We start from the raw sequence: 26,229 nt of genomic DNA on the forward strand, positions 1-26,229 counted from the left end.
GCACCCCCTCTCAATCCTGAGGTTGCCGGCCAGCGGCCGGCACTACCCGCAGCACATGCGCTAAGCTCGCCCTGTCATCGATCTGCAACATCGCCTGCGCTTCGGGGAAGCTGCGCCGGCGCTGACGATGGCGACAAAGGGAGCGCGCCCGCCAGGGCGCGCAGGTGAAGCGCATCAAGGATTGGGGGGATGCAATGGCATTGCTGCACGCCAAGACGGCGGCTGGCCGTCAGGAAATCGAAGACCGTGGCCGGCGCCTGCCGGCGGCACTGCGTTCGATCCTGCTGATGGTGGACGGCCATCGCGATGACACCGAACTGCGCGGCCTGTTCGAAGGCCTGCGCGCACCGGCCGATGCACTGGAGCAGCTGGAAGCGCAGGGCCTGATCGAAGTGGTCGGTGGCAGTGCCGAAGTGGCACCGGTACGTGGCATCAGCACCGGCCGCGAACAGGATCCGGCGTTGTACCAGCAGTTGTACGACGCGATGAGCGAGGCGGTGCGGCGCCACCTCGGCCTGAAGGGCTATTTCATGCAGTTGAAGATTGAACGCTGCACCGATGCACTGGCGTTGGAGCGCCTGTGCCCGGAGCTGCTGGCCGCGGTGGGAAAGGCGCGCAGCCCGGCGCTGGCGCAGCGCTGGTGGCAGGAAACCCAGGCGGCCGTGGTGAACGCTGGCAATGAGGTCGTGCAGGCCTGAATCACCGCGTAAAGTGATCGGTTCACTTCCCCACAAGGAGTCCCGCGTGCAGGACGACCACGACGACACCGATACCCCCGGCTGGGATGCGATCAATGCGGCGCTGGCGCCCCTGTATGCCGGGCAGGAGCCGCGTCATTTCGGCACCGCACTGCCGTACACGCTCGGCGGCCAGGATCCGCTGGATGGCATCAGCGTGTACTGGGTGGATGCACCGGTACCGCATTGGCACTACATCACCTACGGCTTCTCCGAGCTGTACACCAAGGAGAGCAGCGATGCCGCCGCCAGCGGCTATGGCTTCGAGCTGACCTTCCGCCTCGCTGCCGAAGCCGGTGAGCACGCCGGCAGCACGCCGCCGGTATGGCCGATGAACCTGCTGCAGAACCTGGCGCGCTACGTGTTTGGCAGCGGCAACGTGTTCGAGGATGGTCACCATCTGAATGCCAACGGCCCGATCGCGCTGGAGACCGACACGCGCCTGTGCCACCTGGCCTTCATTGCCGATCCACAGTTGCCGGCGCGCGACACCGCCAATGGCCACCTGCAGTTCCTGCAGCTGGTCGGGCTGACCGACGAAGAGATGGAGGCGGTCAAGCGCTGGTCGACGCGCGGCGTGCTGCAGGCGCTGCAGCCGGCGATGCCGCTGTGGATCAGTGATCTGCACCGCCGCAACCTGTTGGACGATCCGGCACTGGCTGCCCAGGTGCAGGCCGGCAGCGAGCGCGAGGGCTCCAGCACCGGCATGCTGTTCATCGAAACGTTGGACTGGAGGCAGGAGGCTGGCGTCACCACACTGGTGCTCGGCGCGGGCCAGGTCGCCAGCGTCTGCGAACTGCTGCCGCTGCGCCTGCGCCACGGAAAGTCGCTGGAACTGGCCAGCCGCGAGCGGCAGTGGGAGTTCATTCCAGCCGGGCGTGGTGACGTGGGCGAAGTGTCGGCCGACAGCGCGCGCTGGGCCCTGGACGAGACGGGGCTGCAGGCCCTGGCAGGTGTGCGTGCCGAACGTGGCATCTACCCGGTGGCGGGAACGCTGCGCATCGAAGTGGTGCCGACCTACCTGCGCGACGCCAAAGGCGAAGTGATCCGCCAGATCGGCTGAGCGGATCGATGGGACCGATGGGGTCAGAGCCGCCTGCTGCGCAGACGGATCCGACCCCGGCTCAGACCCGGGGGCAGGTCAGGCCAGACCTTCCGCCTTCAGCGCGGCCTGCACGCCGGCATCGGCGTCCATGCGTGCCTTGTAGGCGGCCAGGTTGTCCAGGCCGGACAGATCGACCTTGGTGCCGGCGGCCCAGCGCAGGGTGATGTAGAAGTAGGGGTCGGCGAAACTGCGGAAGCCGGCCAGCCACGGCTTGTCGGCCAGCTGCTTGTCAGCGGTCTCGAACAGGCCACGCAGGCGCTTGTGTGCGGCGGCGCGGATCGCATCGAACTGGCTTTCGTCGGCGATGAACTTGCCCGGTGCGAACAGCGGCGAGAAGGCCGGATGCACGTCCGAATTGACGAAGGCCAGCCAGCGGGTGGCTTCGGCGCGCTGGCGCGGGCTGCCGTCGCCGCCGAGGCCGGCCTGCGGGAAGCTGTCGGCGATGTAGCCCATGATCGCGGCGTTCTGCAGCAGCACGAAGTCGCCATCGACCAGCGCGGGCACCGCGCCGGCCGGATTGATCTTGAGGAATTCCGGACCCTTCAGGGTGTCCTTGTTCAGCAGTTCGACCTCGAACGGCTGGCCGGTCCACTGCAGGGCGATGTGGTCGGCGGTGGAACAGGCACCGGGCTTGCTGTACAGCTTCATGGGAACTCCAGGTGATGCGGGCGGGAAACGCCCACTATCCCAGAGCCTGCCGGCGGGCGGCAACGCTGCCGCCAGCACGGATCGTTACGACTGCCGCGGCTTGAGGTTCTGCACCTTATAGAAGGTGTGATCGCCGATGGTGGCCACCTGGTAGGCATTGCGCCAGTTCGGGCTGGCGATGGACAACGCGGCGAAGTGGCTGGCACCGGGCACGATCTCGCGGCGCTCGCCGGCCGGCAGCGCCCAGTTGCGCTCGGCGTCGAAGGCCACGTTCATCGCCTCGCTCCAGGCCGCGTCGTTGCCCAGCTGGGTGCCGGGGGAGACGATCGTGGGTGCGAACTGCTTGCGCGCGGTGACCACCTGGCACATCGAGTCGCCCCACAGGCCACTGTCGAGACGGCGCAGGGCGACCTCGGCAACGGCCTGCTGGCCGCGCAGGGTCTGGTCGCGGGCTTCCAGGTAAACGGTGGTGCTCAAACACAATGAATCAGCGGCCGGCTGCGGCAACAACTGCGACAGCCAGAGAATCCAGGCCAGTTTCATATAACTCCTTGCTCCGTATGGGCCGCACTCACCACTGCCGGTCGCGGGGGCGACAGGACGCGGGGTACGACTTGGCGTCATGGGGAGGCGGCCATCGGGGCCGCCCCGTGGGCGGCCCCAAAAGAAACGATCAGTACCGATCGAGGGGGCCGCACCGGCTCACCGGAAACTGGCTGGTGAGCGGAAGATGGCGCAAGGTAGGGGGGGATAGCCGAACGCATCGTGAACCGCCCGGCTTGACATTCAGGTTCGGGAGAGGTGACGGAAATCACATTCCGTCCCCCATTCAGGCATTCATCAGAGCGCGGCGGCGACTCGACTGCCCTGGTCGATGGCCCGTTTTGCATCCAGTTCTGCGGCCACATCGGCGCCGCCGATCAAGGTGGCGCTGATGCCAGCGGCCTGCAGCTCCGCCTGCAGCGTACGATTCGGTTCCTGCCCGGCGCAGATCACCACCTGATCGACCGGCAGCAGCTGTTCGCTGCCCTCAACGCGGATGCGCAGGCCCTCGTCATCCACGCCCAGGTACTCGACGCCGCCGAGCATGCGCACGCCCTTGGCCTTCAGCGTGGCGCGATGGATCCAGCCGGTGGTCTTGCCCAGCCGCGCACCGGGCTTGCCCGGGCTGCGCTGCAGCAGCCACAGCCGGCGCGGGGAGGCCTCGGCCTGCGCCCGGGCCAGGGAGCCGCGGGCCTCGAAGCTGCCGTCCACGCCCCATTCGGCCATCCAGCGCTGTGGGTCCAGCGAGGGAGACTCACCGGCGTGGCTGAGGAACTCGCCGACGTCGAAGCCAATGCCGCCGGCGCCGATGATCGCCGCATTGGCGCCCACCGTGACCCGGCCCAGCAGCACGTCCAGGTAGCTGACCACCTTGGCGTGGTCGGCGCCGGGGAAGTCGACCTTGCGCGGGGTGATGCCGGTGGCCAGCACCACCTCGTCGAAGCCGGCCAGGCTGGCCGCATCCGCTCGCGTGCCAAGGTGCAGCTGCACGCCGGTTTCAGCCAGCTTGTGGCGGAAATAGCGCAGGGTCTCGTGGAACTCTTCCTTGCCGGGGATGCGCTTGGCCACGTTGAACTGGCCTCCGATCTCGTCATTGGCATCGAACAGGGTGACCTGGTGGCCGCGCTCGGCGGCCACCGTGGCGCAGGCCAGGCCGGCCGGGCCGGCCCCCACCACCGCGACCTTTTTCGGCGTGGCAGCAGGGTGGTAGACCAGCTCGGTCTCGTGTGCGGCACGCGGATTGACCAGGCAGCTGGCCAGCTTGTTCTCGAACACGTGGTCCAGGCAGGCCTGGTTGCAGGCGATGCAGGTGTTGATCGCCTCCGGACGCCCGGCGCGGGCCTTGTTCGGCCATTGCGGGTCGGCCAGCAGCGGGCGCGCCAGCGACACCATGTCGGCGCCGCCATCGGCCAGGATGCGCTCGGCGACCTCGGGCATGTTGATGCGGTTGGTCGCCACCAGCGGCACCTTCACATGCGGCTTGAGCTTGGCGGTGACACCGGCAAAGGCCGCGCGCGGCACCGAGGTGGCGATGGTCGGGATGCGCGCCTCGTGCCAGCCGATGCCGGAATTGATGATCGTCGCGCCGGCAGCCTCGATGGCCTGCGCCTGCTGCACGATCTCTTCCCAGTTGCTGCCGTCTTCCACCAGGTCCACCAGCGACAGGCGGTAGATGATGATGAAGTCCGGCCCGCAGGCCTCGCGGATGCGGCGCACGATCTCGACCGCAAAGCGCATGCGCTGGTTGGCGTCGCCACCCCAGCGGTCTGAGCGCTTGTTGGTGCGCGGGGCGATGAACTCGTTGATGAGGTAGCCCTCCGAGCCCATCACTTCCACGCCGTCGTAGCCGGCTTCGCGGGCCAGCTTTGCGCTGCGCGCGTAGTCGGCGATATGCCGCTCGACGCCGCTGGCCGACAGCGCGCGCGGGGTGAACGGATTGATCGGCGCCTTCAGCTTCGACGGTGCCACCGACAGGGGGTGGTAGGCATAGCGGCCGGCATGCAGCAGCTGGAGGCAGATCTTCGCGCCATGTTGGTGCGCGGCGGCGGTGAGCTGCCGGTGCGGGCGCACTTCCCAGGGCCAGGACAGCTTGCCGCCGAATGGCTTCAGCCAGCCCACCACGTTCGGCGCGAAGCCGCCGGTCACGATCAGGCCGACGCCGCCTTCGGCACGCTCGGCGAAGTAGGCGGCCAGGCGCGGGAAGTCGCGGGCGCGATCTTCCAGGCCGGTGTGCATCGAACCCATCAGCACGCGATTGCGCAGCTGGGTGAAGCCCAGGTCCAGCGGGGCGAACAGGTGGGGATAGGCGCTTTCGTTGGCTGGCGACATGGTCGATACGCTTGCGTACGGAAGCGCGAAGCGTGCCGCGAAACGTCGGCCGGGGCAAGGGGCTGCTGGATCGCGCCTGCGGCGCTGCCCCCGAACTCCGGGGGCGGTAGTGCCGGCCGCTGGCCGGCATCTGGGCCAGCTCAGGGGGACTGCGGTTGCCGGCCAGCGGCCGGTACTACCGGGGTGCGGCCGATCCCGAACCAGCCCAGCGTGACCCCGCACAGCGGACCGATCAGCAGGGCGAAGGCGAGGGTGCCGAGGCCCACATTGCCGCCCAGCCACCAGCCCAGCAGCAGCACGCTGCCCTCGATCAGGCTGCGTACCTTCCAGATCGGCCAGCCGGTGCGGGCGTGCAGGCCGGTCATCAGGCCGTCGCGCGGGCCGGGGCCCAGCCTGGCGCCGATATAAAGGCCGGTGGCCAGTGCGACCAGCAGCATGCCAGCGCAGAACATCGCCAACTGCCAGCCAAGGCCGACCGCCGGGGGGAGCAGCCACAGACCGAACTGCGCGGACGGGCCGATCAACATCACGTTGAGCACGGTGCCGATGCCCGGCTTCTGTCGCAATGGCCACCAGAGCAGCAGCACCAGCGCGCCGATCACATTGGTGGCCAGGCCGAACGACAGCGGTGTCTGTGCGGCGATGCCCTGCGACAACACGTCCCAGGGGGCCACGCCGATCGCTGCACGGATCATCAGCGAGGCGCCGAAGCCGTACAGGAACAGGCCGATGATCAGTTGCATCAGACGCAGGGGCAGGGCGGTGGGCATGGCAGCGCTCGGGGAGGGGAGGATCTGTTTCCACCGTAATCCCGATTCATTCGCCGCCATAGATACAGATGCCGGCCAATCCGCTGCCACAGGCAGAATCTGCAGGGCCGAGCCCATGCTCGGCTGCTTTGCCTGGCACCGTCAGCCGAGCATGGGTTCGGCTCTACCTCGGTGTTCCAGCCTGGCTCAATCGCTCCAGCCCGCCAGCGCCAGCTTGCCCACCGTGCGCCCGCTGGCCAGGCGCTGATGCGCGATGTCCAGATTCGCCGCATTGATCGTGCCCAGTGTCTCGCTGAGGGTGCCGCGCAGCTGGCCAGCATCGATCATGCTGGCCGCGCGGCTGAGAATGCGGTGCTGTTCGATGCGGTCCGCAGTGGCGAAGCGCGAACGCGCGAACATGAACTCCCAGTGGATGCCGATGCACTTGGCCTTGTAGGGATCACCGATGCGCAGTGCGCCGCGTGGTTCGACGATGAGGCCGACATGGCCCTGCGGCGCCAGCAGCTGGCCCAAGGCATCCCAGTAATGGTCGGTGTCGGCCAGGTTGAGGGCGACCTGTACTGCGTCGATGCCCAATGCCTGAAGCTGGGGCAGCAGTGGCTGCCGGTGGTCGATCACATGCTGGGCACCCATCTGCCGGCACCAGTCGATCGACGACTCACGCGAGGCGGTGGCGATCACCTCGAATCCGGCATGCCTGGCCAGCTGGATCGCCATCGATCCAACGCCGCCTGCTCCGCCGATCACCAGCAGGTGCTGGCCGGCATGGCGGCGGTCATCCAGCTGCAATGGCATGCGCTGGAACAGCAGTTCCCATGCGGTCAGCGTGGTCAGTGGCAGGGCGGCCGCTTCGGCGAAGTCGAGCGTGGTCGGCTTGCGCGCCACCAGGCGTTCGTCCACAAGGTGGAACTGCGCATTGCAGCCCGGGCGGGTGACGTCACCGGCGTAGTAGACCTCGTCGCCGGACGCGAACAGGCTGGCGTCCTCGCCGATCGCTTCGACCACGCCGGCGGCGTCCCAGCCAAGTACGCGGGGTGCTTCGAGCGTGGCCGGATCGGTGGCCGCCCGCTGCTTGCCGTCGACCGGGTTTACCGAGACCGCCTCGACCCGGATCAGCAGGTCGCGGCCACCCGGAGGCAGCGGCGGAGGCAGGTGGATATCGCAGAGGGCGGGGGCGGATTCACGACTCAGGGCGACGGCTTTCATCTCGGCTCCGGCTGGGTTCGTGGCTCCATCATAGAGTTCCTCACGTTTCAGCAGATACGCTGAATCGCGTGGAGCAACCTGTTGCGCAATATGTCGTATTCCGCACCTAAACCCCGTCAAACCCTTGCAGCGTGAGGGTCTTGCGGATTTTCATCATCCTGTATAGGGTTTCAACGTCGGACCGGTGGAGGGTCGGGCACAACACTTCACATGTTACGGGACTGTTAACATGACCTTCACCCGCCTGAGCATAATGTTCGCGGCGGTGGCGTGCTGAATCGGCTGTCGAACATCGACGCACTAGTGCTGGCCCATGCCTCTACCGGTTTCATACCCCCGAAATAGGAGCTGTACTCAATGAACAAGAAGATCCTTACTGCCGCGCTGCTGGGTGGTCTGGCTTTCGCCCAGGCTGCGTCCGCGCAGGAGTTCGATGACCGCTGGTACCTGACCGGTTCGGCCGGCTTCAACTTCCAGGACAGCGACCGCCTGACCAATGACGCTCCGTTCGTCACCCTGGGCCTGGGCAAGTTCATCAGCCCGAACTGGTCGCTGGACGGTGAGCTGAACTACCAGAACCCGAACTTCGACGCCAACAAGGACATGAACTGGTCGCAGTACGGCGTCTCGCTGGACCTGCGTCGCCACTTCATCAAGGAAGGCCGCGGCTGGAACCCGTACCTGCTGGCCGGCCTGGGCTACCAGAAGTCGGAAGAAGAGTACAACCCGATCAGCGGTGGCCTGGCTGACCGCAAGGACGGCAACTTTGCCGCCAAGGTCGGCGTCGGTCTGCAGACCACCTTCGAGAAGCGCGTCGCTGTGCGTGCCGAAGTCGCCTACCGCGCTGATTTCGACGACCAGAGCGTGAACCCGAAGCGTGCCGGCAACGATGAAAGCTGGTTCGGCGACGTGCTGGCTTCGGTCGGCGTCGTGATCCCGCTGGGCCCGGCTCCGGTCGCGGCTGCTCCGGCCCCGGCTCCGGTTGCCCCGAGCTGCGCCGACCTGGATGACGACGGTGACGGCGTCAACAACTGCGACGACAAGTGCCCGAACTCGCAGCCGGGTCAGACCATCGGTCCGGACGGTTGCCCGGTGCCGGTCTCCATCGACCTGAAGGGCGTCAACTTCGACTTCGACAAGTCGAACCTGCGTCCGGACGCCGTGGCGATCCTGAGCGAAGCCACCGAGATCCTGAAGCGTTACCCGGATCTGCGCGTTGAAGTCGCCGGTCACACCGACTCGAAGGGTACCGACGCTTACAACCAGAAGCTGTCGGAGCGTCGTGCTACCGCCGTGTACAACTACCTGACCAAGAACGGCGTTGACGCCGGTCGTCTGGTCGGCCCGATCGGCTACGGCGAGAGCCGTCCGATTGCTCCGAACACCAACCCGGATGGTTCGGACAACCCGGAAGGTCGCGCCAAGAACCGTCGTACCGAGCTGAACGTCCAGAACTAAGTTCTGACGCTCTGCCCGCAAGACACAGCAGGACCCGGCTTCGGCCGGGTCTTGTTGTTTCTGCAGCCCGGAATCCAGGTATCTGTTGGTCCGGCGGCAACCGTTCGTCGGGTTTTTGCCCGTAAAACCAATGAGTTGCCGTATTCATTGAAAGTGGCGCTTGAAAGCTGCCGCGGCATTGCTAAACTCGCCGCGTCACTTCCTTTCGTGGATGCCCCTCATGCTGCGCTCTGCATCGGCCGCCTTCCTGGCGCTGGCCCTGGTTCCCGCCGCCCACGCTGCGGTCGATTGCTCGGTCAACGCCAGCGCCTCGCCGCTGCCGTTGCCCGCCACGACCATCGCGCCGGTGGCCGACGAGCTGTACATCCGTGGCAACCAGCTGGGCATGCCGGCCGGTGTGCTGAGCAGCAACTACGATCCGTCGCAGTCGCTGGACCAGGTGCTGCAGCGCCTGCGCATCGATGGCTGCCAGAACATCGCCAAGGCCATTCCGAGCGCACCGGCGGTGAAGCCGAACGATCCGGCGGCCTACAAGCCGCAGACCGAATTCGACAACACGCCCTGGCGTTTCGACATGAGCCAGAACGGCAAGCGCATGACCGCCGAAGAGTTCGACGCCTGGATGAAGGCGCGCGGCGTGCGTGTGGTCAAGGCGCGTCCGGCTCCGGCCGCCACCCCGGCTCCGGCCGAAGCACCGGCTGAGACCAAGCCGGTCGACAAGAAGTAAGCGCTGCGGGGAGCAGAGGCTTGCGCACGCGCCGCCCACCTGCCGCCCCCGCCGCCCGCTCCCACGCACCGCGTGGGCGTGCGGTTCCGAACGTCTCCAGTGGCGTGCGCCATGGCCTGGCGCGCGTGCTGTCCAAGGCCGGCGTGTGCTCGCGCAGCGAGGCCGCGCGCTGGATCGCCGACGGTCGCGTACGCGTGTCCGGGCGCATCGTCCGTGATCCGGAATTCCCGATCGGCCAGCCGGCGCCGCCGATCGAGGTGGACGGCCAGCCGATGGGCGCGCCGCAGCGGCTGTACCTGATGCTCAACAAGCCGCGCGGGGTGGTGACCACCGCGCAGGACGAGCGTGGCCGCGACACCGTCTATCGCTGCTTCGACGGCGCAGGCCTGCCGTGGATCGCCCCGGTCGGGCGGTTGGACAAGGCCAGCGAGGGGCTGTTGCTGTTCAGCAACGATCCGCAGTGGGCCGCGCGCCTGACCGATCCGGAAACCGGCCCGCAGAAGACCTACCACGTGCAGGTGGACCGCCTGCCCGACGAGGACACCCTGGCTGCGCTGCGCGCCGGTGTCGAGGACGAGGGCGAGTTCCTCGTCGCCCAGGCCGTGCGCGTGCTGCGCAGCGGCGACAAGACCGCGTGGCTGGAGGTGGTTCTCGACGAGGGCCGCAACCGCCACATCCGCCGCCTGTTGGCGGCCTTCGACCTGCAGGTGCTGCGCCTGGTCCGGGTCGCGATCGGTGGGCTGCAGCTCGGCGATCTCGGCAAGGGGCAGTGGCGGGTGCTGGAGGTCAATGACCAGCAGCGGCTGGGGGCCGCTGCACCGGGCTGATCATCGCCCGCGGCCGGCAGCTGCCGGCCACCGTTCCAGGCGTAGGGGGCGCCTGGTTGTTGAATTTCCCGAACGGAGCCTGCCCATGTACCACCCGACCCTCAACCAAACCCTGCGCTGCGCAGGCCTGCTGCTGCCGATGGTGCTGCTGACCGCCTGTGGTGGCCACAAGAAGGTGGCCAAGGCGGAAACGCCGGCCGAAACCCCGGTGGTGGAAGTGAAGACGCCGGAACTGGATGGTCGCGGCAGCTACCGCTTCCTGATGAGCAACGGCGACAAGAAGATGACCGCCGATGAATTTGATGCCTGGATGAAGGCCAACGGCATCCGCGTTGCCAAGGGCAACGGCCAGGACGCTGCCGCCAAGCCGGTGGTGGTGGCCAGCAAGGACGAGCCGAAGGGCAAGAAGAAAAAGAAGTGATGCCTGTGGGTGTCGACCTTGGTCGACACGCCTTGACCGGTGGGGTCAGAGCCCTTTCCGCAGGAAAGGGATCCGACCCCGGCCATGATCAGCCCTTGATCACGCCCAGCTCGACACCGATGCGGGTGAACGCATCGATCGCGCGGTCCAGCTGTTCGCGGGTGTGCGCGGCACTGATCTGGGTACGGATGCGGGCCTGGCCCTTGGGCACCACCGGGAAGAAGAAGCCGATCGCGTAGATGCCTTCTTCCAGCAGGCGCTCGGCGAACTTCTGTGCCAGCGGTGCGTCGTACAGCATCACCGGGCTGATCGGATGCACGCCCGGCTTCACGTCGAAACCGGCTGCGACCATCTTCTCGCGGAAGTGGCGGGTGTTCTCCACCAGGGTGTCGCGCAGGTCATCGGCGGCGGCCAGCATCTCGAACGCCTTGATGCCGGCGGCGACCACGTGCGGCGGCAGCGAGTTGGAGAACAGGTAGGGGCGCGAACGCTGGCGCAGCAGTTCGATCACCTCGGCGCTGGCGCAGGTGAACCCACCCAGCGCACCCCCCATGGCCTTGCCCAGGGTGCCGGTGATGATGTCGATCTTCTCAAGCACGCCCTTCACTTCGGCCGAGCCACGGCCGGTGGCGCCGAGGAAGCCGGTGGCGTGGCACTCATCGATGTGCACCAGCGCGTTGTACTTCTTCGCCAGCGCAGTGATTTCGTCCAGCGGGGCGATGAAGCCGTCCATCGAGAACACGCCGTCGGTGGTGATCAGCTTGGTCTTGCAGCCAGCGGCATCGGCGGCCTGCAGCTGGGCTTCCAGGTCGGCCATGTCGCAGTTGGCGTAGCGGAAGCGCTTGGCCTTGCACAGGCGCACGCCGTCGATGATCGAGGCGTGGTTCAGGGCATCGGAAATGATCGCGTCATTCTCGCCGAGCAGCGGCTCGAACAGGCCGCCGTTGGCGTCGAAGCAGGCCGCGTACAGGATGGTGTCCTGCTTGCCGAAGAAGTCGGCGATCTGCTTTTCCAGCTGCTTGTGCAGGTCCTGGGTGCCGCAGATGAAGCGCACCGAGGCCATGCCGAAGCCGTGGGTATCCAGCGCATCCTTGGCGGCCTGGATCAGGTCCGGGTGGTCGGCCAGGCCCAGGTAGTTGTTGGCACAGAAGTTCAGCACCTTGCGGCCGTCGTCGAGGGTGATCTCGGCCGACTGCGGGCTGGTGATGATCCGCTCGGACTTGAACAGGCCCTGGGCGCGGATGGCGTCCAGTTCCTCGGCGTAGTGGCGGGTCAGGGCGGAGGAGGCGTCGGTCATGGCGTGGGCACGGCTCAGCACGGGGAAACCGCTGATTCTACCGGGCAACGGTGGCCATCGACCGGGCCGGGCCGGGCACCGCCACGGGCGGCACATGTTGCATCGCAATAGCAAACGGGTTAAAAATTCGTGAACCGCGCCTGTCTGGCCCCGGTTGCCCGCTCCCCCTTCCCGCCCCCGCCACCCTCGGAGACGCCCATGAAGCACGCCCGTGCCTGCCTCGCCATTGCCGCCGCCCTGACCCTCGCGCCGTTTGCCGCCAGCGCCCAGGACAACGAATCGCCGTACAGCTGGAACGTCACCGCCGTGTCGGACTACCTGTTCCGTGGTGTGTCGCAGACTGATGAGAAGCCGACGCTGCAGGCGGGCTTCACCTACACCTCGCCGGTGGGCCTGTACGCCGGTGTCTGGGGTTCGGGCGTCGACTTTGGTCCGGGTGATCCGAACACCGAGGTCGACTACCAGATCGGCTATGGCGTGGACGTCACCCCGCGCGTCAACTTCGATGTGCTGCTGAACCGCTACACCTACATCGGTGCCAGCCACCAGAACTACAACGAGCTGGTCACCACCACCACGCTGGACGAGACCTACAAGCTGACCGTGGCCTACACCAACGACCAGTGGAACAGTGGCACCGACGGCTGGTACTACGGTGTCGGTGGCCAGTGGGGCCTGCCGAAGGAGTTCACGCTCAATGCCAACGTCGGCCGCAGCAGCTTCGAGAAGGGCCTGGCCAAGGACTACACCGACTGGAATGTCGGCGTCAGCCGCCAGTTCGGCCTGTTCAACGTCGGCCTGGGCTACTACGGCACCGACGGCAATGGCCGCGACAACTCCGGCAAGCTGGCCCACAGCCGCGTGCTGCTGACCGTGGCCGTCGGCAAGTAACGCCGCAGGCGTTACCGGTAGTGCCGGCCGCTGGCCGGCAACACCACAGAAAAAGGCGCCCAATGGGCGCCTTTTTCAATTCCAGCAGCATGCCTTACCCCGGCTGGGGGAGAGCCCCCTTGTTGTTCAAGGGGGCGCGCCGACGGCGCGGGGATAAGGAAACCTGCGGGGGAATTGACCCGAAGGGTCAGTTCCAGCTGAGCACAACCTTGCCGGCCTTGCCTTCTTCCATCAGGTCGAAGCCCTTCTGGAAGTCGTCGATGGGCAGCTGGTGGGTCATCACCTTGCCGAGCGGGAAGCCGGACAGCACCAGCTGGGTCATCTTGTACCAGGTCTCGTACATCTTGCGGCCGTAGATGCCCTGCACGGTCAGGCCCTTGAAGATGATCTTGTCCCAGTCGCAGCCGGCGCCCTTGGGCATGATGCCGAGCATGGCGATCTTGCCGCCGTGGTACATGCAGTCGAGCATGTCGTTGAACGCGCGCGGGTTGCCGCTCATTTCCAGGCCCACGTCGAAGCCCTCCATGTGCAGTTCCTTCATCACGTCCTTCAGCGACTGGTTGGCCACGTTGACCACGCGGGTGGCGCCCATGTCGGCGGCCAGCTTCAGGCGGAAGTCGTTGACGTCGGTGACCACGACGTTGCGCGCGCCGATGTGCTTGCAGATGCCGGCGGCGATGATGCCGATCGGGCCGGCACCGGTGATCAGCACGTCCTCGCCGATCACGTTGAACTCCAGCGCGCAGTGCGCGGCGTTGCCGTACGGGTCGAAGAACGCAGCCAGCTCCGACGGGATCTGGTCGGGGATCGGCCACAGGTTGCTGGCCGGCATCACCATGTATTCGGCGAAGGCGCCGTTGACGTTGACGCCGATGCCGACGGTGTTCGGGCACAGGTGCGGGCGGCCGCCACGGCAGTTGCGGCAGTGGCCGCAGACGATATGGCCTTCGGCCGAGACGCGCTGGCCGATCTCGTAGCCGGTCACTGCCGAGCCGAGTGCGGCGACGCGACCGACGAACTCGTGGCCGATGGTCAGGCCCGGCTTGATGGTGCGCTGGCTCCACTCGTCCCACAGGTAGATGTGCAGGTCGGTGCCGCAGATCGCGGTCTTCTCCAGCTTGATCAGGACCTCGTTCGGGCCCGGGGTCGGCACCGGAACTTCTTCCAGCCAGATGCCCTTGGCCGCTTCGCGCTTGACCAGGGCCTTCATCGTTTGCTGCGCCATCGGGGTGGAACTCATCAGGGGGAAAGCGCGGATTATAGGGTGCCGCGCGGATTTCCCATGTTGCGCTGCGGGTGCAGTGGCGGAACGAAAGGCGTGCGCCGCCGGGCGTTTCGAACGTGCTGCGAACAGCGGCGTCGCTTCGCTCGCCGGGCATGGCTCGGCGCTACCGTCCGAGGCCAGGGGACTGTGGGGAGGCGAGAGGCCAGGCCGATGCAGGACCGTGAGCGCCATGGATGGCGCGACCGAGCCCCCATGGATGGGTTTACGGCGTGTCCTGCATCGGCCTGGCCTCTCGCCTCTGACCGATCGCAATGGAGACGCTGAACGGTGGAAGCACCTGATTGCATGACTTCCGGGGTTCGGGCCGGGGCGGGGCGGCGGGCTACAATCGAGGGTTCCACTACCAGGGGCCGCTCCATGCGCTCGAACCTGCTTGCATTCTCCATCGTCGCCAGCCTCGGGCTGGCCCAGGTCGCCCATGCCGCTGAAGGCATGTGGGTGCCGCAGCAGCTGCCGGAAATCGCCGGCCCGCTGCAGAAGGCCGGCCTGAAGCTGTCCCCGGAGCAGCTGTCCAACCTCACCGGTGACCCGATGGGCGCCGTCGTCGCCCTCGGCGGCTGCACCGCCAGCTTCGTTTCGCCGCAGGGCCTGGTGGTCACCAACCACCACTGCGCCTATGGCGCCATCCAGCTGAATTCGACCGCGCAGAAGAACCTGATCAAGGACGGCTTCAACGCCCCGAAGCACAGTGATGAACTGAGCGCCGGCCCGAACGCGCGCGTCTACGTGCTCGACCAGATCACCGACGTCACCGCGCAGGCCAAGGCCGCGATTGCCGCGGCGGGCAACGACCCGCTGGCCCGCAGCCGCGCGCTGGACGCCTTCGACAAGGCCCAGGTTGCCGCCTGTGAAGCCGAGGAAGGCTTCCGCTGCCGCCTGTACACCTTCTCCGGCGGCAACACCTACCGCCTGTTCCGCAACATGGAAATCAAGGACGTGCGCCTGGTCTACGCGCCTCCCGGCAGCGTCGGCAAGTACGGCGGCGACGTCGACAACTGGATGTGGCCGCGCCACACCGGTGACTTCTCGTTCTACCGCGCCTACGTAGGCAAGGACGGCAAGCCGGCGGCATTTTCGGCCGACAACGTGCCGTACCAGCCCAAGCACTTCCTGAAGTTCACCGACCAGCCGCTGGGCGCCGGTGACTTCGTGATGGTGGCCGGCTATCCGGGCCGCACCAACCGCTATGCGCTGGCCGGCGAGTTCAATGAGACCGCCAACTGGACCTACCCGACCATCGCCCGCCACTACAACGCCGTGCTGAAGATGATCGACGAGGCCGGCAAGGCCGACGCCGACGTCAAGGTGAAGTACGCCGCCACCGCCGCCAGCATGAACAACGTGGCCAAGAACTACTCCGGCCAGCTGGAAGGCTTCAAGCGCATCGACGCGGCCGGCCAGAAGCAGGCCGAAGAAGCCGCCGTGCTGGCCTGGCTGAAGAAGCAGGGCGCCGCCGGCAAGCCGGCCCTGGCCGCACACGCGCAGCTGGTCAAGCACCTGGATGCCAGCAAGGCGACCCGCGAGCGTGACCTGTTCGTCGGCCAGTTCAACAACACCCAGGCGGTCAGCGCCGCCATCGGCCTGTACCGCCTGTCGATCGAGCGCGCCAAGCCGGACGCCGAGCGTGAAGTCGGCTACCAGCAGCGCGACCTGCCGACCCTGGAAGGCGGCCTGAAGCAGATGGACCGCCGCTACGTGGCGAAGATGGACCAGCAGCTGCAGACCTACTGGCTGGACCAGTACGTCGCACTGCCGGCCGCACAGCGCAACAACGAGGTGCTCAACACCTGGCTGGGCGGCAGCGATGCCAACGCGGTCAAGGCGCTGGTGGGCAAGCTGTCGGGCACCGAGCTGGGCAGCCTGGACGCGCGCCTGAAGTGGTTCAAGGCCGACCGCGCCGCGTTCGAAGCCAGCAGCGATCCGGCCATCCAGTACGCGGTGGCGATCATGCCGTCGCTGCTGAAGCAGGAAGAGCAGAAGAAGATCCGCGAAGGCGAATCGCTGACCGCGCGTCCGCTGTACCTGCAGGCACTGGCCGACTACAAGAAGAGCCAGGGCGAGTTCGTGTACCCGGATGCCAACCTGTCGCTGCGCATCACCTTCGGCAACGTGATGGGCTATGAGCCCAAGGACGGCGTGGCCTATACCCCGTTCACCACGCTGGAAGGCATCGTCGCCAAGGACACCGGCGTCGATCCGTTCGATGCGCCCAAGGCGCTGCTCGATGCGGTCAAGGCCAAGCGCTACGGCGGCCTGGAAGACAAGCGCGTCGGCTCGGTGCCGGTGAACTTCCTGTCCAACCTGGACATCACCGGTGGCAACTCCGGTTCGCCGGTGCTGGACGCCAACGGCAAGCTGGTCGGCCTGGCCTTCGACGGCAACTGGGAATCGGTCAGTTCCAACTGGGTGTTCGACCCGGTGATGACCCGCATGATCTCGGTCGACAGCCGCTACATGCAGTGGATCATGCAGGAAGTGGCGCCGGCACCGGAGCTGCTGAAGGAACTGAACCTGGCCAAGTAAGGTAGTGCCGGCCGCCGGCCGGCAACGCCTGCTGCAGGGCGGTGCATCCACGCACGGCGTGGATCTACTGCCGGACCTGAAACCCCGCGACCCACGTCGCGGGGTTTTTTCATGCCTGCCCCGGCCCGGTGCGCCGAACAGGTATCATCCCTGTTCCGCGTACTTCACAGGATGTGAACGAAACGCGGAAACCTCCTCCCCCCAGGACCCCTTGCACGCATGCGCATCCTGCTTGCCCGCCACGGTGAAACGCCGTGGAACGCCGAAGGCCGCTACCAGGGCCAGATCGACATCCCGCTTTCGCCGATCGGTGAAGCCCAGGCCCAGGCCCTCGGTGCCCGCCTGGCCTCGGTCGACATCACCCGTGCCGTCGCCTCGCCGCTGTCGCGCGCGCAGCGCACCGCGCAGCTGGCACTCGGTGCCGCCCGTGCCGACATGCTGCTGACCGAGCCGGAGCTGCAGGAAATCGCCCACGGCGAGTGGGAGGGCCTGCTGGCCAGCGAAATCAACGAAAAGGATCCGTCGCGCCTGCAGGCCTGGCGCGAGGAGCCGGATACCGTGCTGATGCCCGGCGGCGAATCGCTGCGCCTGGTGCTGGAACGCAGCTGGCGCGGGCTGGCGCGCGCCACCGAAGGCCTCGGCGAGCACGACACGCTGCTGGTGGTCGCCCATGACGCGGTCAACCGCGTGATCCTGTGCAGGGTGCTGGGCCTGCCGATCTCCCGCCTGTGGACCTTCCGCCAGGCACCGACCACGCTCAACCTGCTCGAAGGCGCCGACCTGGACAGCCTGGAAGTGGTGCGCCTGAACGACTGCGCCCACCACACGCCCTTCTTCGGCGAAGCCAAGCACCGCGCGCTCTGACCCGCCACACCGAACCACCTGCACCTGTTGGAAGCACTGCCGTGACGAACACCCCGACCACCCTGGCCGATTGGCTGGACTACATTGAACGCCAGCACCCGGCGACCATCGACATGGGCCTGGAGCGCGTGCGCGCCGTGGCCACGGCGATGGGCCTGGGCGCGCCGGCCAAGCGCACCATCGTGGTCGGTGGCACCAACGGCAAAGGCTCCACCGTGGCCTTCATCGAGGCCATCGGCCGTGCTGCCGGTTGGAAGGTCGGCGCTTACACCTCGCCGCATCTGCTGCGCTACAACGAGCGCGTGCGCATCGATGGCCAGGACGTGGACGATGCTGCGCTGGTCGCTGCGTTCAATGCCATCGAGGCGGCGCGTGGCGAGACTACGCTGACCTATTTCGAGTACGGCACGCTGGCCGCGCTGCAGTTGTTCGCCGACGCCGGGCTGGATCTGGCGGTGCTGGAAGTGGGCCTGGGTGGCCGCTTGGATGCGGTCAACATCATCGACGCCGATGTGGCGGTGATCACCACCGTGGACATCGACCACGCCGAATGGCTGGGCGAGGATCGCGAGGCGATCGGCACCGAGAAGGCCGGCATCATCCGTGGCTGGAAGCCGGTGATCCTGGGCGAGACCGATCCGCCGTCGAGCGTGCTGCGCCGTGCCTACCTGGTCGGCGCCAATGCGATCCGTGGTGGCAGCGACTATTTCTACGAGCCGATCGATGCCCAGCGCTGGCGCTGGCGCGATGTTGGCCTGCGCATGGAGCTGCCGGCCCCGGCGCTGGCCGGCCCGATCCAGCTTGCCAATGCCGGTGCCGCCATCGCCGCGCTGCGCGCGCTGGACAAGCCGGTGCCGCGCGCGGCGTGGGCCGCCGGTGTCGCAGCGGCACGCATTTCCGGCCGGCTGCAGGCATTCGAGCGCGATGGCGTGCAGGTCCGCGTCGATGTCGGCCACAATCCGCAGGCCGCCGGCCAGCTCGCGCGTGCGTTGAAGGCCGAAGTGTCCAGCGGACGCACCCTGGCGGTGTACGCCGCGCTGCAGGACAAGGACGCAGCGGGCGTGGTGCAGGCGCTGGAGGGTGTGGTGGGCGAGTGGACCCTGGCCGGGCTGGAAGGCCCGCGTGGGCAGAGCGCCGCCCAGCTGCAGGCACGCCTGGCCGGCACTGCCGCCGCCACGGCGCCGCTGGCTGACAGCGTCGAGCAGGCGCTGGAGCAGGTACTGGCCCAGGCCGGACGTGGGGACCGGGTACTGGTGTTCGGCTCCTTCCATACCGCCGGCGCCGCCCTGCACTGGCTGCAGGGCGATGCCTGATACGCGTTCAGCCAACGCCGACGCCGTCCGGTCCGGCACCCGTATAATCGACGGCAATCTCCGGACAGTTGCCTGCCTCACGTGGATACGCCTCTGAAACAGCGTCTGATTGGTGCCATCGTGCTGGTGGCACTGGCCGTGATTTTCCTGCCGATGCTGGTCAAGGGACCGGCACCGGACAGCGGCGTCGCCAATGTGCCGATCGCCGCGCCGGATGCACCGGCCGATGGCCAGTTCGAAACCCGTGAGCTGCCGCTGGTCGCGCCGGCAGGCGGTGCCACGGGGCTGCAGAGCGGCCAGGCCAGGCCGCTGCAGGAGGCCGCCGCGCCGGCCACGCCGCCGACCGTGGACACCTCGCCGGCGGTCGCCGCCGGCAACTATGCGGTCACCTTCGGCGCTTACGGCAGCAAGGCCGATGCCGACGCGGTGATCGCCTACCTGAAGCGCTCGCAGCTGCCGGGCTTCGCCGAAACGGCCACCATCAACGGCCGCCAGGCATGGCGTGTGCGCGTAGGGCCGTACGCCGACCGCGCCCAGGCCGAAGACGCCCGCCTGCAGGCGGTGAAGATCCGTGCCGATGTGAAGGCCGAAGTGATCACCCTGGATGCCGCAGCGGCCAGCAGCGCCCCGGTGGCAGCCACCCCGGCACCGGCCACGCCAGGCGCCAGCACCCCGTCGGCAGCCACTGCGCCCTCGGCCAGCAGCAACCCGGTGCGCAGCGAAAGCCTGCCGCCGAGTACGCCGACCGCAACCACCCCCCCGGCCGCCAAGCCCGAGCCGCCGAAGCCGGCGCCGAAGCCTGAAGCGCCGAAGCCGGATGCCACCGCCAGCAAGCCGGCAACGGCCCCGGCCACGCCAGCCGCACCGGCGGCCAGCGGCGTCGGCTTTGCCGTGCAGCTGGGCGCGTTCGGCCAGGCCAACGATGCCAACGCCCTGCGCGACAAGGTCCGGGCCGCTGGCTTCAGCGCCTTTGTCGAGCAGGTGCGCACCGAAAAGGGCACCCTGCATCGCGTCCGCGTCGGGCCGGTGGCCAACCGCGCCGATGCCGAGCAGCTGAAGGCGCAGGTCGCCGCCAAGGTCGGCGTGGCCGGCATGGTGCGACCGCACCCATGACCCACGCGCAGCCCCGTTGCCAGCGCCGCCGAAGGAGCGGGGCGCCATGATCGACGTGGTGCTGCTGATCGTGATCGCCGCCTCGGCCCTGCTGGGGATGCTGCGCGGCTTCGTCGGCATCGTCATCGGCACGCTGTCATGGCTGCTGGCCGCGTGGGCGGCCTTCGCCTTCGGCAATGACGCAGCCCACTGGTGGGCCGCGCCGGCCGCACCGGGCGGCGAGCACTTCGTCGGTGGCTACCTGGGCGTGGGCATCGGCGTGATGATCGTGGTGGCCGTGGTCGGCATGGTCATCAAGGCCCTGGTCCACCGCAGCATGCTGACCAGCCTGGACCGCCTGCTGGGTGGCGTGCTGGGCGTGGTCCGTGGCGGCCTGATCGCCGCGATCCTGCTGCTGCTGGGCAGTTTCACCCCGCTGACCGCCGAGCCTTCCTGGCAGCGTTCGGCAGTGCGCCCACTGCTGAACCCCACTGTTGCCTGGATGAACAGCAAGCTGCCGCACTGGGAGGTGCCCGGGGCCGATCTGCTGCCCAAGGCCTTGCCGACCGACGCGCTGTCCCCATCTGCATTGATGGAGTTGGGCAGGAACGCAGGCGCCGGGTTGGGAAAGCCGGGCGCGGCAGGCGATAATGGCATCCTCAACCAGGTAGTGGCAGGCAGCGGATGGCTGCGGCCTGCGAAAGCGGAACAGGGCGATTCCTACGATCCGGCCGAAGTGCGTCCGGACGCCCCAGCACTGCCGGACAGTATCGAGCCGGGCGATCCGGCCAACGTCGACCGCAGGCGCGGCGACCACCGCGGCCAGGTACGGCCACCTTCCTTGTAACTGGGCACAGCCCAGCGGAGACCTCGCACCATGTGTGGCATCGTCGGAATCGTCGGCAACCAGAACGTCGCCGGGCAGTTGTATGACGGCTTGACCGTCCTCCAGCACCGTGGACAGGACGCGGCGGGCATCGCCACCGCCAACGGCAGCCGCCTGCGCGTGCAGAAGGCCACCGGCCTGGTCCGCGATGTGTTCGATGCCCGCACCATGTCCACCCTGGAAGGCAGCGTCGGCATCGCCCATGTGCGTTACCCGACCGCCGGTTCGGAAGGCATGGACGAGGCGCAGCCGTTCTACGTCAATTCGCCGTACGGCATCGCGCTGGCCCACAATGGCAACCTGATCAATACCGAGGCGCTGCGCCAGCAGGTGTTCGAACAGGACCGCCGCAACGTCAACACCGATTCGGACAGCGAAGTGCTGCTGAACGTGTTCGCCTACGAACTGGAACAGCAGCGCCAGCTCAGCCCGGAAGCGGCCATCCGTGCCGTGGCCGGCGTGCACCGCCGCTGCAAGGGTGGCTACGCGGTGGTCAGCGTGGTGCTGGGCCTGGGCCTGGTCGCCTTCCGCGACCCGCATGGCATCCGTCCGCTGGTGCTGGGCAAGCGCAGCCATGCCGAAGGGGACGAGTACATCGTCGCCTCCGAATCGGCCGCACTGGACGTGCTGGGCTTCCAGCGCGTGCGCGACGTGCAGCCGGGCGAGGCACTGGTGATCACCGCGCGCGGCGAGCTGTTCTCGGAGATCTGCGCCGAGCCGGCCGAGCACACCCCGTGCATCTTCGAGTACGTGTACTTCGCGCGCCCGGATTCGATGATCGACAACGTCTCGGTGCACAAGGCGCGCATGCGCATGGGCATCAAGCTGGGCGAGAAGATCCTGCGCCTGCGCCCGGACCACGACATCGACACCATCATCCCGATCCCGGACACCTCGCGCGATGCCGCGCTGGAAATTTCCAACGTGCTGGGGGTGAAGTACCGCGAAGGCTTCATCAAGAACCGCTACATCGGCCGCACCTTCATCATGCCGGGGCAGGGCGAACGCGTGAAGTCGGTGCGTCGCAAGCTCAACCCGATCCACCTGGAGTTCCGCAACCGCGTGGTGCTGCTGGTGGACGATTCGATCGTGCGTGGCACCACCAGCCAGCAGATCGTGCAGATGGCCCGTGATGCGGGCGCACGCAAGGTCTACCTGGCCAGCGCCGCGCCGCCGGTGCGCTACCCGAACATCTACGGCATCGACATGCCGGCCGCCGAAGAACTGGTCGCGCACAACCGCAGCGTGGAAGAGATCGAAGCCCACCTGGGCTGCGACTGGCTGATCTACCAGGATCTGGAAGACATGGAAGCGGCAGTGAGCGAGGGCAACCCGGCGCTGCGCAACTTTGACTCGTCCTGCTTCAACGGCCATTATCCGACCGGCATTGAACCGGGCTACTTCGAGCGCATCCAGCAGCTGCGTTCGGACGACGCCAAGCACAAGCGCCGCGCCTGAGGTCCAGGCGTGGTTGACGTGCCCGACGTCGGTGGCGACCTGCTGCGCGCGGCGCAGCAGTGCCTGGCCGAAGCCGACCCGCTGCGCAAGGTTGCGCTGACCCAGGCCCATGCCGCTGCGTTCCGTGCCGGCCGCCTGAAAGTGGCTGCCGACGCGCCACCGCCAGAACCGATCCGCATGCCGGGCCGGCCGGCGCAGCTGGTGCTGGTGCACCCGCGCGAAGTGCCGCGGCGCGGACTGGGCGGTGTGGAAGGGCGGGCCGCTTTCATCCACGCCATCGCGCATATTGAACTCAACGCGATCGACCTGGCCTGGGATGCGGTGTACCGCTTCCGCGGCCTGCCGCCGGCGTTCCATGCCGACTGGGTCAGCTGTGCCGACGACGAATCGCGGCACTTCATGCTGCTGCGCGAGCGCCTGCAGGTGCATGGCCACGACTATGCCGATTTCCCCGCGCACAACGGCCTGTGGGAAATGTGCGAAAAGACCGCGCACGATGGCCTGGCACGCATGGCACTGGTGCCGCGCGTGCTGGAGGCGCGCGGCCTGGATGTGACGCCGGGCATGATCGAGAAGCTGCGCAATGTCGGCGATGGCGAAACCGCCGATGTGCTGGAAGTGATCCTGCGCGAGGAAGTGGCGCACGTTGCCGCCGGTTCGCGCTGGTACCGCTGGTACTGCGATCGCGCCGGAGTCGAACCGCGCGCACGTTTCAAGGAACTGCTGGTGGAGTACGCCGGCGGCTACCTGCACGGGCCGTTCAACATGGAAGCGCGCCTGCTGGCCGGCTTCGATGCGGATGAGCTGGCCAACCTGGTCGAGCAGGCGGGTTGATAAAAAAGGGGACGGAGGGAATCAAGTCGTCAATGCCACAATCGACTTGATTCCCTCCGTCCCCTTTTTCATGCGTTCGGCAACACCACGCGCTTGCCATCCACTGTGGGCCGGTTGATGTAGAACAGGCCGGGACCCGGCCGGTACGGCAGTTCGCTGACACCGGCATCGGCGGCGTAGGTCAGTGCGGTGTCGCCCAGCGCATCGAAATTCCAGTGTGCCGACTGCATCAGGTAGCGCCGCCGCAACAGCATTTCCTGGGTCTGGGTCAGTGCCTGTCCGTCCACCAGCCGCAGTGCGATCGGCAGCAGGGCCGACGGCAGCTCCCAGCCGGGAACTTCGGCGGCGTTGTCGGTCCATTGCACGCCGGCATTGATGGCCTGCTGCTGCATCACCTGCAGTGCGATCAGCTGGTAACGCCAGTCGATCCTTCGGCGCAGCACTACTGCAGCGGTCACATACAGCACCGGTGACAACAGCACGCTGCGGCTGCCTGCACGGCGCTGCTGCTGCCACTGGTGCCAGACATCCACCCAGATCTCTTTTTCCCCAACGCCCAGCTGCTGCCGCCAGCGCTCGGCATCGGCCTGCGTTTCGGCGTAGGCCGTGGTCGCCTGCAGCAGGGCCAGCGGTGGCGTCTGGTAGTCAGCCACTGCTGACCGACGCAGCTGTTGCCGGCGTGGACGACTGAGCAGCTTGGGGCCTTCCTCCAGCTGGTTGTAGCCACCACCGATGTTGGCGTGTACGCCGGGCAGGGCGATCTCGGTGAACGGCGGCGCCACGCTGGTGAGCGGATAGTGCTGGCGATGCTCATCGCGCGCAGTGAGCTGCACGACGCGACCGGCGATGCCGCTGTGCAGGGGCAGTTGCGGCTGCTCATCGGCGCGGCCGCCATTGACTGCGACCACGGTGTCGAACAGTCCGATGAAGCGCAGTGCCGGTGTGGCGGGGGCGAAGTCCGCAGTGCAGGACAGGCCGGCGGTCTGCAGCAGCTGGCGCCAGCGCGCGCTGTCCCAGCCCTGCAGTTGGTTGGCGATGTCACGTGCGGCAGCGGCACCGCGTGAATAACCGAACAGGTCCAGCTGCACACCCTGCAGCGGTCGCTGCCAGCGTGCGGACAGTTCCGCCAGTGCGGCCGGCAGCAGCACCTGCAGCGCGCGCTGCACTTTCGCTCGCACGCCGCTGGCACCGATTCCGAAGGCCAGCCCGATCAGATCGTCGTCGGCATCATCGCGGGTACCCACGCCTTCGACATAGATCGACAGCGAGGCGGTGGCCATCGCATCACGGCGGCTGTCCGGATACAGCTGCTGCAGGCGCGCGATGTTGGTCAGGCCATTGTCGTAGCTGCTGGTCAGCCGGCTCTGGTAGGTCGAATCATCATCGGCCCGCAGCTGCGCCGGCCGCGGCTGCGGGACCTGCGGGCGACCACGCGCCAGGTTGTGTGCGTTGTTGCGGGTGCCGTCGAAGAACAGGCCGATCCGCAGCAAGCCGACATCTTCGTCCGTGTCCTGCGGTGGTGCCATGTGCATTCCCCGTCGTGGCTGCGTCACGGTAGCGCGAAAACGGTGTATTAGCGAAGTGTAGTGACGCTTTTGACCTCACTGAACGCAGATGCGGTCGATCACAGTTCCTGATTTTCATTCCCATCTTCTATTGAATTCACACGACCCGCGCAGGCCATATGGCCAAACCCGGCAAACCCGGGCGTGCTGCATCAACGCTGTTCACATCATTCAAGGAGCGACGCAATGTTGTCCAGATCGATTGGCAAAGCGGCAGGTGGCCTCGTGTTGGGTTTGTCGGTGGCGGCAGCCGCGCATGCGGCACCGTTGTTCGAACCGGTGACGGTCATCAGCCGTGCATCGGCCAACAGTGAGCCTGCACTCGGCAAGCTGCTGGCCACCCCGTCCACGGCGACGGTGCAGGAAGTACGTGTCGACGCGGCGGCTACGGCGCAGCCGCAGCTGGAATTCGAGCTGCTCGGCAAGCGGGTGCAGGCCGTGCGCAGCAAGGTCGAGGCGCTGCCCGACGGTGGCAGCATCTGGTACGGCCAGTTCCGCTCGCCGTCCGACCGTTTGACCGCCGCCACATCCAACGGCCAGGACGATCCGGGCAATTCGCTGATTCTGGTGCGTTCGGGCGACACCATCACCGGTTCGATCCGCAAGGACGGCAAGCTCTATCGCCTGCGTCCACTGGGTAACCGCCACGTGCTGGTCGAGGTCGACGAATCGCGGATGCCGGCCGATCATCCGGCTGACTACAACCAGCTGCCGAAGATCCCGATGGCCGACAACGACCACATCGGCATCGCGCAGGCCTCGTCGGGAACGCCGGCGACCATCCGCGTGCTGGTGGTGGCGACCAATGCGGCGGTCACTGCCTATGGCGGCAACATGCAGTCGCTGGTGCAGCTGGCGGTGGCCGAGTCCAACCAGGGCTACGTCAACAGCAATGTCGGCATCACCATGCAGCTGGCCGGTTACGAGACCACCAGCTACACCGAGTCCGGCAACTTCACCACTGACCTGACCCGCTTCCGCAACACCAGCGACGGCTACATGGACAGCATCCACACCAGCCGCAACAACACGGCGGCCGACGTGGGCGTACTGCTGATCAACAACAGCGCCTATTGTGGCCTCGCTTCGGGCATCGGCTCTACCGCATCGACCGCGTTCGCAGCGGTGTACTGGGATTGCGCGACCGGCTACTACTCCTTCGCGCACGAGATCGGGCACCTGCAGAGCGCGCGGCATGACATCGCCACCGACTCGAGCACGTCGCCCTATGCCTATGGCCACGGTTACCGCTATGAACCGGCCACGGGCACCGGCTGGCGCACGATCATGGCTTACAACTGCACCCGCAGCTGCCCGCGCCTGAACTACTGGTCCAACCCGAACATCAGCTACAACGGCATCCCGATGGGTAATGCCAGTACCGCCGACAACCAGCGCGTGCTGGTCAACACCAAGGCTGCAGTCGCCGCCTTCCGCTGAGGCCAGGCGCC

23 protein-coding genes are annotated in these 26,229 nt (G+C 67.2%); 15 read left to right on the top strand and 8 right to left on the bottom strand.

Annotation, left to right across the window (positions count from 1 at the left end; genetic code table 11):
* Positions 1-194 precede the first annotated feature (194 nt).
* Together D7T59_RS03520 and D7T59_RS03525 are read left to right on the top strand one after the other, a co-directional pair.
* Positions 195-698, top strand: coding sequence for a hypothetical protein (locus tag D7T59_RS03520; protein ID WP_180851802.1), 504 nt, complete (start codon positions 195-197; stop codon positions 696-698).
* A 46-nt stretch (positions 699-744) separates the two neighbouring features.
* Complete coding sequence (locus tag D7T59_RS03525; RefSeq protein ID WP_164139328.1) at positions 745-1,800, top strand: suppressor of fused domain protein; 1,056 nt, start codon at positions 745-747, stop codon at positions 1,798-1,800.
* Positions 1,801-1,878: 78 nt separating this feature from the next.
* On the opposite strand, the gene D7T59_RS03530 is transcribed toward D7T59_RS03525, so the two are convergent.
* The 5 genes from D7T59_RS03530 to D7T59_RS03550 form a co-directional block, all read right to left on the bottom strand.
* Positions 1,879-2,490, bottom strand: coding sequence for a glutathione S-transferase N-terminal domain-containing protein (locus tag D7T59_RS03530; RefSeq protein ID WP_049434020.1), 612 nt, complete (start codon positions 2,488-2,490; stop codon positions 1,879-1,881).
* Positions 2,491-2,574: 84 nt separating this feature from the next.
* Complete coding sequence (locus tag D7T59_RS03535; RefSeq protein WP_004154513.1) at positions 2,575-3,033, bottom strand: cell wall hydrolase; 459 nt, start codon at positions 3,031-3,033, stop codon at positions 2,575-2,577.
* Positions 3,034-3,330: 297 nt separating this feature from the next.
* Positions 3,331-5,361: an NADPH-dependent 2,4-dienoyl-CoA reductase gene (locus D7T59_RS03540; protein ID WP_180851803.1), complete on the bottom strand. Its 2,031-nt coding sequence runs from the start codon at positions 5,359-5,361 to the stop codon at positions 3,331-3,333.
* Between the two features lie 140 nt (positions 5,362-5,501).
* Positions 5,502-6,131, bottom strand: a complete 630-nt coding sequence (gene yczE / locus D7T59_RS03545; RefSeq protein WP_180851804.1) for a membrane protein YczE — start codon at positions 6,129-6,131, stop codon at positions 5,502-5,504.
* A 186-nt stretch (positions 6,132-6,317) separates the two neighbouring features.
* A complete protein-coding gene (locus tag D7T59_RS03550; protein ID WP_180851806.1) occupies positions 6,318-7,337 on the bottom strand; it encodes a zinc-binding alcohol dehydrogenase family protein in 1,020 nt (339 codons plus the stop codon).
* A 357-nt stretch (positions 7,338-7,694) separates the two neighbouring features.
* Here D7T59_RS03550 and D7T59_RS03555 point away from each other — a divergent pair, with 357 nt between their 5' ends.
* The 4 genes from D7T59_RS03555 (at position 7,695) to D7T59_RS03570 (ending at position 10,770) form a co-directional block, all read left to right on the top strand.
* Entirely contained in the window at positions 7,695-8,795 is a 1,101-nt protein-coding gene (locus tag D7T59_RS03555; RefSeq protein WP_005408234.1) for an OmpA family protein, read from the top strand.
* A 220-nt stretch (positions 8,796-9,015) separates the two neighbouring features.
* Positions 9,016-9,522: a hypothetical protein gene (locus D7T59_RS03560; protein WP_164139320.1), complete on the top strand. Its 507-nt coding sequence runs from the start codon at positions 9,016-9,018 to the stop codon at positions 9,520-9,522.
* 20 nt (positions 9,523-9,542) lie between these two features.
* Positions 9,543-10,349, top strand: a complete 807-nt coding sequence (locus D7T59_RS03565; RefSeq protein WP_219629844.1) for a pseudouridine synthase — start codon at positions 9,543-9,545, stop codon at positions 10,347-10,349.
* An 85-nt stretch (positions 10,350-10,434) separates the two neighbouring features.
* Positions 10,435-10,770 (top strand): hypothetical protein, encoded by a 336-nt coding sequence (locus D7T59_RS03570; RefSeq protein ID WP_005412356.1) that lies wholly within the window; start codon positions 10,435-10,437, stop codon positions 10,768-10,770.
* 88 nt (positions 10,771-10,858) lie between these two features.
* Here the strand turns inward: D7T59_RS03570 and kbl are convergent, their stop codons facing one another.
* Positions 10,859-12,067 (bottom strand): glycine C-acetyltransferase, encoded by a 1,209-nt coding sequence (kbl, locus tag D7T59_RS03575; RefSeq protein WP_106551237.1) that lies wholly within the window; start codon positions 12,065-12,067, stop codon positions 10,859-10,861.
* A gap of 198 nt (positions 12,068-12,265) precedes the next feature.
* Here kbl and D7T59_RS03580 point away from each other — a divergent pair, with 198 nt between their 5' ends.
* Positions 12,266-12,958, top strand: coding sequence for a TorF family putative porin (locus D7T59_RS03580; RefSeq protein WP_180851808.1), 693 nt, complete (start codon positions 12,266-12,268; stop codon positions 12,956-12,958).
* 187 nt (positions 12,959-13,145) lie between these two features.
* Here the strand turns inward: D7T59_RS03580 and tdh are convergent, their stop codons facing one another.
* On the bottom strand, positions 13,146-14,168 hold the full coding sequence (tdh, locus tag D7T59_RS03585; RefSeq protein WP_010483949.1) for an L-threonine 3-dehydrogenase: 1,023 nt from the start codon (positions 14,166-14,168) through the stop codon (positions 13,146-13,148).
* A 432-nt stretch (positions 14,169-14,600) separates the two neighbouring features.
* Here tdh and D7T59_RS03590 point away from each other — a divergent pair, with 432 nt between their 5' ends.
* The 7 genes from D7T59_RS03590 (at position 14,601) to D7T59_RS03620 (ending at position 23,213) form a co-directional block, all read left to right on the top strand.
* Positions 14,601-16,766, top strand: a complete 2,166-nt coding sequence (locus D7T59_RS03590; protein WP_180851810.1) for a S46 family peptidase — start codon at positions 14,601-14,603, stop codon at positions 16,764-16,766.
* A 219-nt stretch (positions 16,767-16,985) separates the two neighbouring features.
* A complete protein-coding gene (locus tag D7T59_RS03595; protein WP_164137491.1) occupies positions 16,986-17,630 on the top strand; it encodes a histidine phosphatase family protein in 645 nt (214 codons plus the stop codon).
* Positions 17,631-17,671: 41 nt separating this feature from the next.
* Positions 17,672-18,943 (top strand): bifunctional tetrahydrofolate synthase/dihydrofolate synthase, encoded by a 1,272-nt coding sequence (gene folC / locus D7T59_RS03600; protein WP_180851811.1) that lies wholly within the window; start codon positions 17,672-17,674, stop codon positions 18,941-18,943.
* 81 nt (positions 18,944-19,024) lie between these two features.
* The gene (locus tag D7T59_RS03605; protein WP_180851813.1) at positions 19,025-20,056 is read left to right on the top strand and encodes an SPOR domain-containing protein; all 1,032 of its coding nucleotides are present in this window, start codon (positions 19,025-19,027) and stop codon (positions 20,054-20,056) included.
* 46 nt (positions 20,057-20,102) lie between these two features.
* Complete coding sequence (locus D7T59_RS03610) at positions 20,103-20,882, top strand: CvpA family protein (RefSeq protein ID WP_180851815.1); 780 nt, start codon at positions 20,103-20,105, stop codon at positions 20,880-20,882.
* 30 nt (positions 20,883-20,912) lie between these two features.
* On the top strand, positions 20,913-22,379 hold the full coding sequence (gene purF / locus D7T59_RS03615) for an amidophosphoribosyltransferase (protein ID WP_049430313.1): 1,467 nt from the start codon (positions 20,913-20,915) through the stop codon (positions 22,377-22,379).
* 9 nt (positions 22,380-22,388) lie between these two features.
* A complete protein-coding gene (locus D7T59_RS03620; RefSeq protein WP_164137487.1) occupies positions 22,389-23,213 on the top strand; it encodes a ferritin-like domain-containing protein in 825 nt (274 codons plus the stop codon).
* A gap of 68 nt (positions 23,214-23,281) precedes the next feature.
* Here the strand turns inward: D7T59_RS03620 and D7T59_RS03625 are convergent, their stop codons facing one another.
* Positions 23,282-24,739 (bottom strand): DUF2235 domain-containing protein, encoded by a 1,458-nt coding sequence (locus D7T59_RS03625; protein ID WP_180851817.1) that lies wholly within the window; start codon positions 24,737-24,739, stop codon positions 23,282-23,284.
* Between the two features lie 225 nt (positions 24,740-24,964).
* Here D7T59_RS03625 and D7T59_RS03630 point away from each other — a divergent pair, with 225 nt between their 5' ends.
* Complete coding sequence (locus D7T59_RS03630; RefSeq protein ID WP_180851819.1) at positions 24,965-26,218, top strand: zinc-dependent metalloprotease; 1,254 nt, start codon at positions 24,965-24,967, stop codon at positions 26,216-26,218.
* The last annotated feature ends 11 nt before the right edge of the window (positions 26,219-26,229 follow it).

The organism is Stenotrophomonas maltophilia (assembly GCF_013464915.1).
Lineage (GTDB): Bacteria > Pseudomonadota > Gammaproteobacteria > Xanthomonadales > Xanthomonadaceae > Stenotrophomonas > Stenotrophomonas maltophilia_AT.

Coding starts and splice junctions, on each gene's coding strand:
- D7T59_RS03625 (WP_180851817.1), bottom strand. CDS start 24,739: ATGGCACCACCGCAGGACACGGACGAAGATGTCGGCTTGCTGCGGATC.
- D7T59_RS03570 (WP_005412356.1), top strand. CDS start 10,435: ATGTACCACCCGACCCTCAACCAAACCCTGCGCTGCGCAGGCCTGCTG.
- D7T59_RS03595 (WP_164137491.1), top strand. CDS start 16,986: ATGCGCATCCTGCTTGCCCGCCACGGTGAAACGCCGTGGAACGCCGAA.
- tdh (WP_010483949.1), bottom strand. CDS start 14,168: ATGAAGGCCCTGGTCAAGCGCGAAGCGGCCAAGGGCATCTGGCTGGAA.
- kbl (WP_106551237.1), bottom strand. CDS start 12,067: ATGACCGACGCCTCCTCCGCCCTGACCCGCCACTACGCCGAGGAACTG.
- D7T59_RS03540 (WP_180851803.1), bottom strand. CDS start 5,361: ATGTCGCCAGCCAACGAAAGCGCCTATCCCCACCTGTTCGCCCCGCTG.
- D7T59_RS03550 (WP_180851806.1), bottom strand. CDS start 7,337: ATGAAAGCCGTCGCCCTGAGTCGTGAATCCGCCCCCGCCCTCTGCGAT.
- yczE (WP_180851804.1), bottom strand. CDS start 6,131: ATGCCCACCGCCCTGCCCCTGCGTCTGATGCAACTGATCATCGGCCTG.
- D7T59_RS03560 (WP_164139320.1), top strand. CDS start 9,016: ATGCTGCGCTCTGCATCGGCCGCCTTCCTGGCGCTGGCCCTGGTTCCC.
- D7T59_RS03555 (WP_005408234.1), top strand. CDS start 7,695: ATGAACAAGAAGATCCTTACTGCCGCGCTGCTGGGTGGTCTGGCTTTC.
- D7T59_RS03530 (WP_049434020.1), bottom strand. CDS start 2,490: ATGAAGCTGTACAGCAAGCCCGGTGCCTGTTCCACCGCCGACCACATC.
- D7T59_RS03520 (WP_180851802.1), top strand. CDS start 195: ATGGCATTGCTGCACGCCAAGACGGCGGCTGGCCGTCAGGAAATCGAA.
- D7T59_RS03590 (WP_180851810.1), top strand. CDS start 14,601: ATGCGCTCGAACCTGCTTGCATTCTCCATCGTCGCCAGCCTCGGGCTG.
- D7T59_RS03630 (WP_180851819.1), top strand. CDS start 24,965: ATGTTGTCCAGATCGATTGGCAAAGCGGCAGGTGGCCTCGTGTTGGGT.
- purF (WP_049430313.1), top strand. CDS start 20,913: ATGTGTGGCATCGTCGGAATCGTCGGCAACCAGAACGTCGCCGGGCAG.
- D7T59_RS03610 (WP_180851815.1), top strand. CDS start 20,103: ATGATCGACGTGGTGCTGCTGATCGTGATCGCCGCCTCGGCCCTGCTG.
- D7T59_RS03580 (WP_180851808.1), top strand. CDS start 12,266: ATGAAGCACGCCCGTGCCTGCCTCGCCATTGCCGCCGCCCTGACCCTC.
- D7T59_RS03535 (WP_004154513.1), bottom strand. CDS start 3,033: ATGAAACTGGCCTGGATTCTCTGGCTGTCGCAGTTGTTGCCGCAGCCG.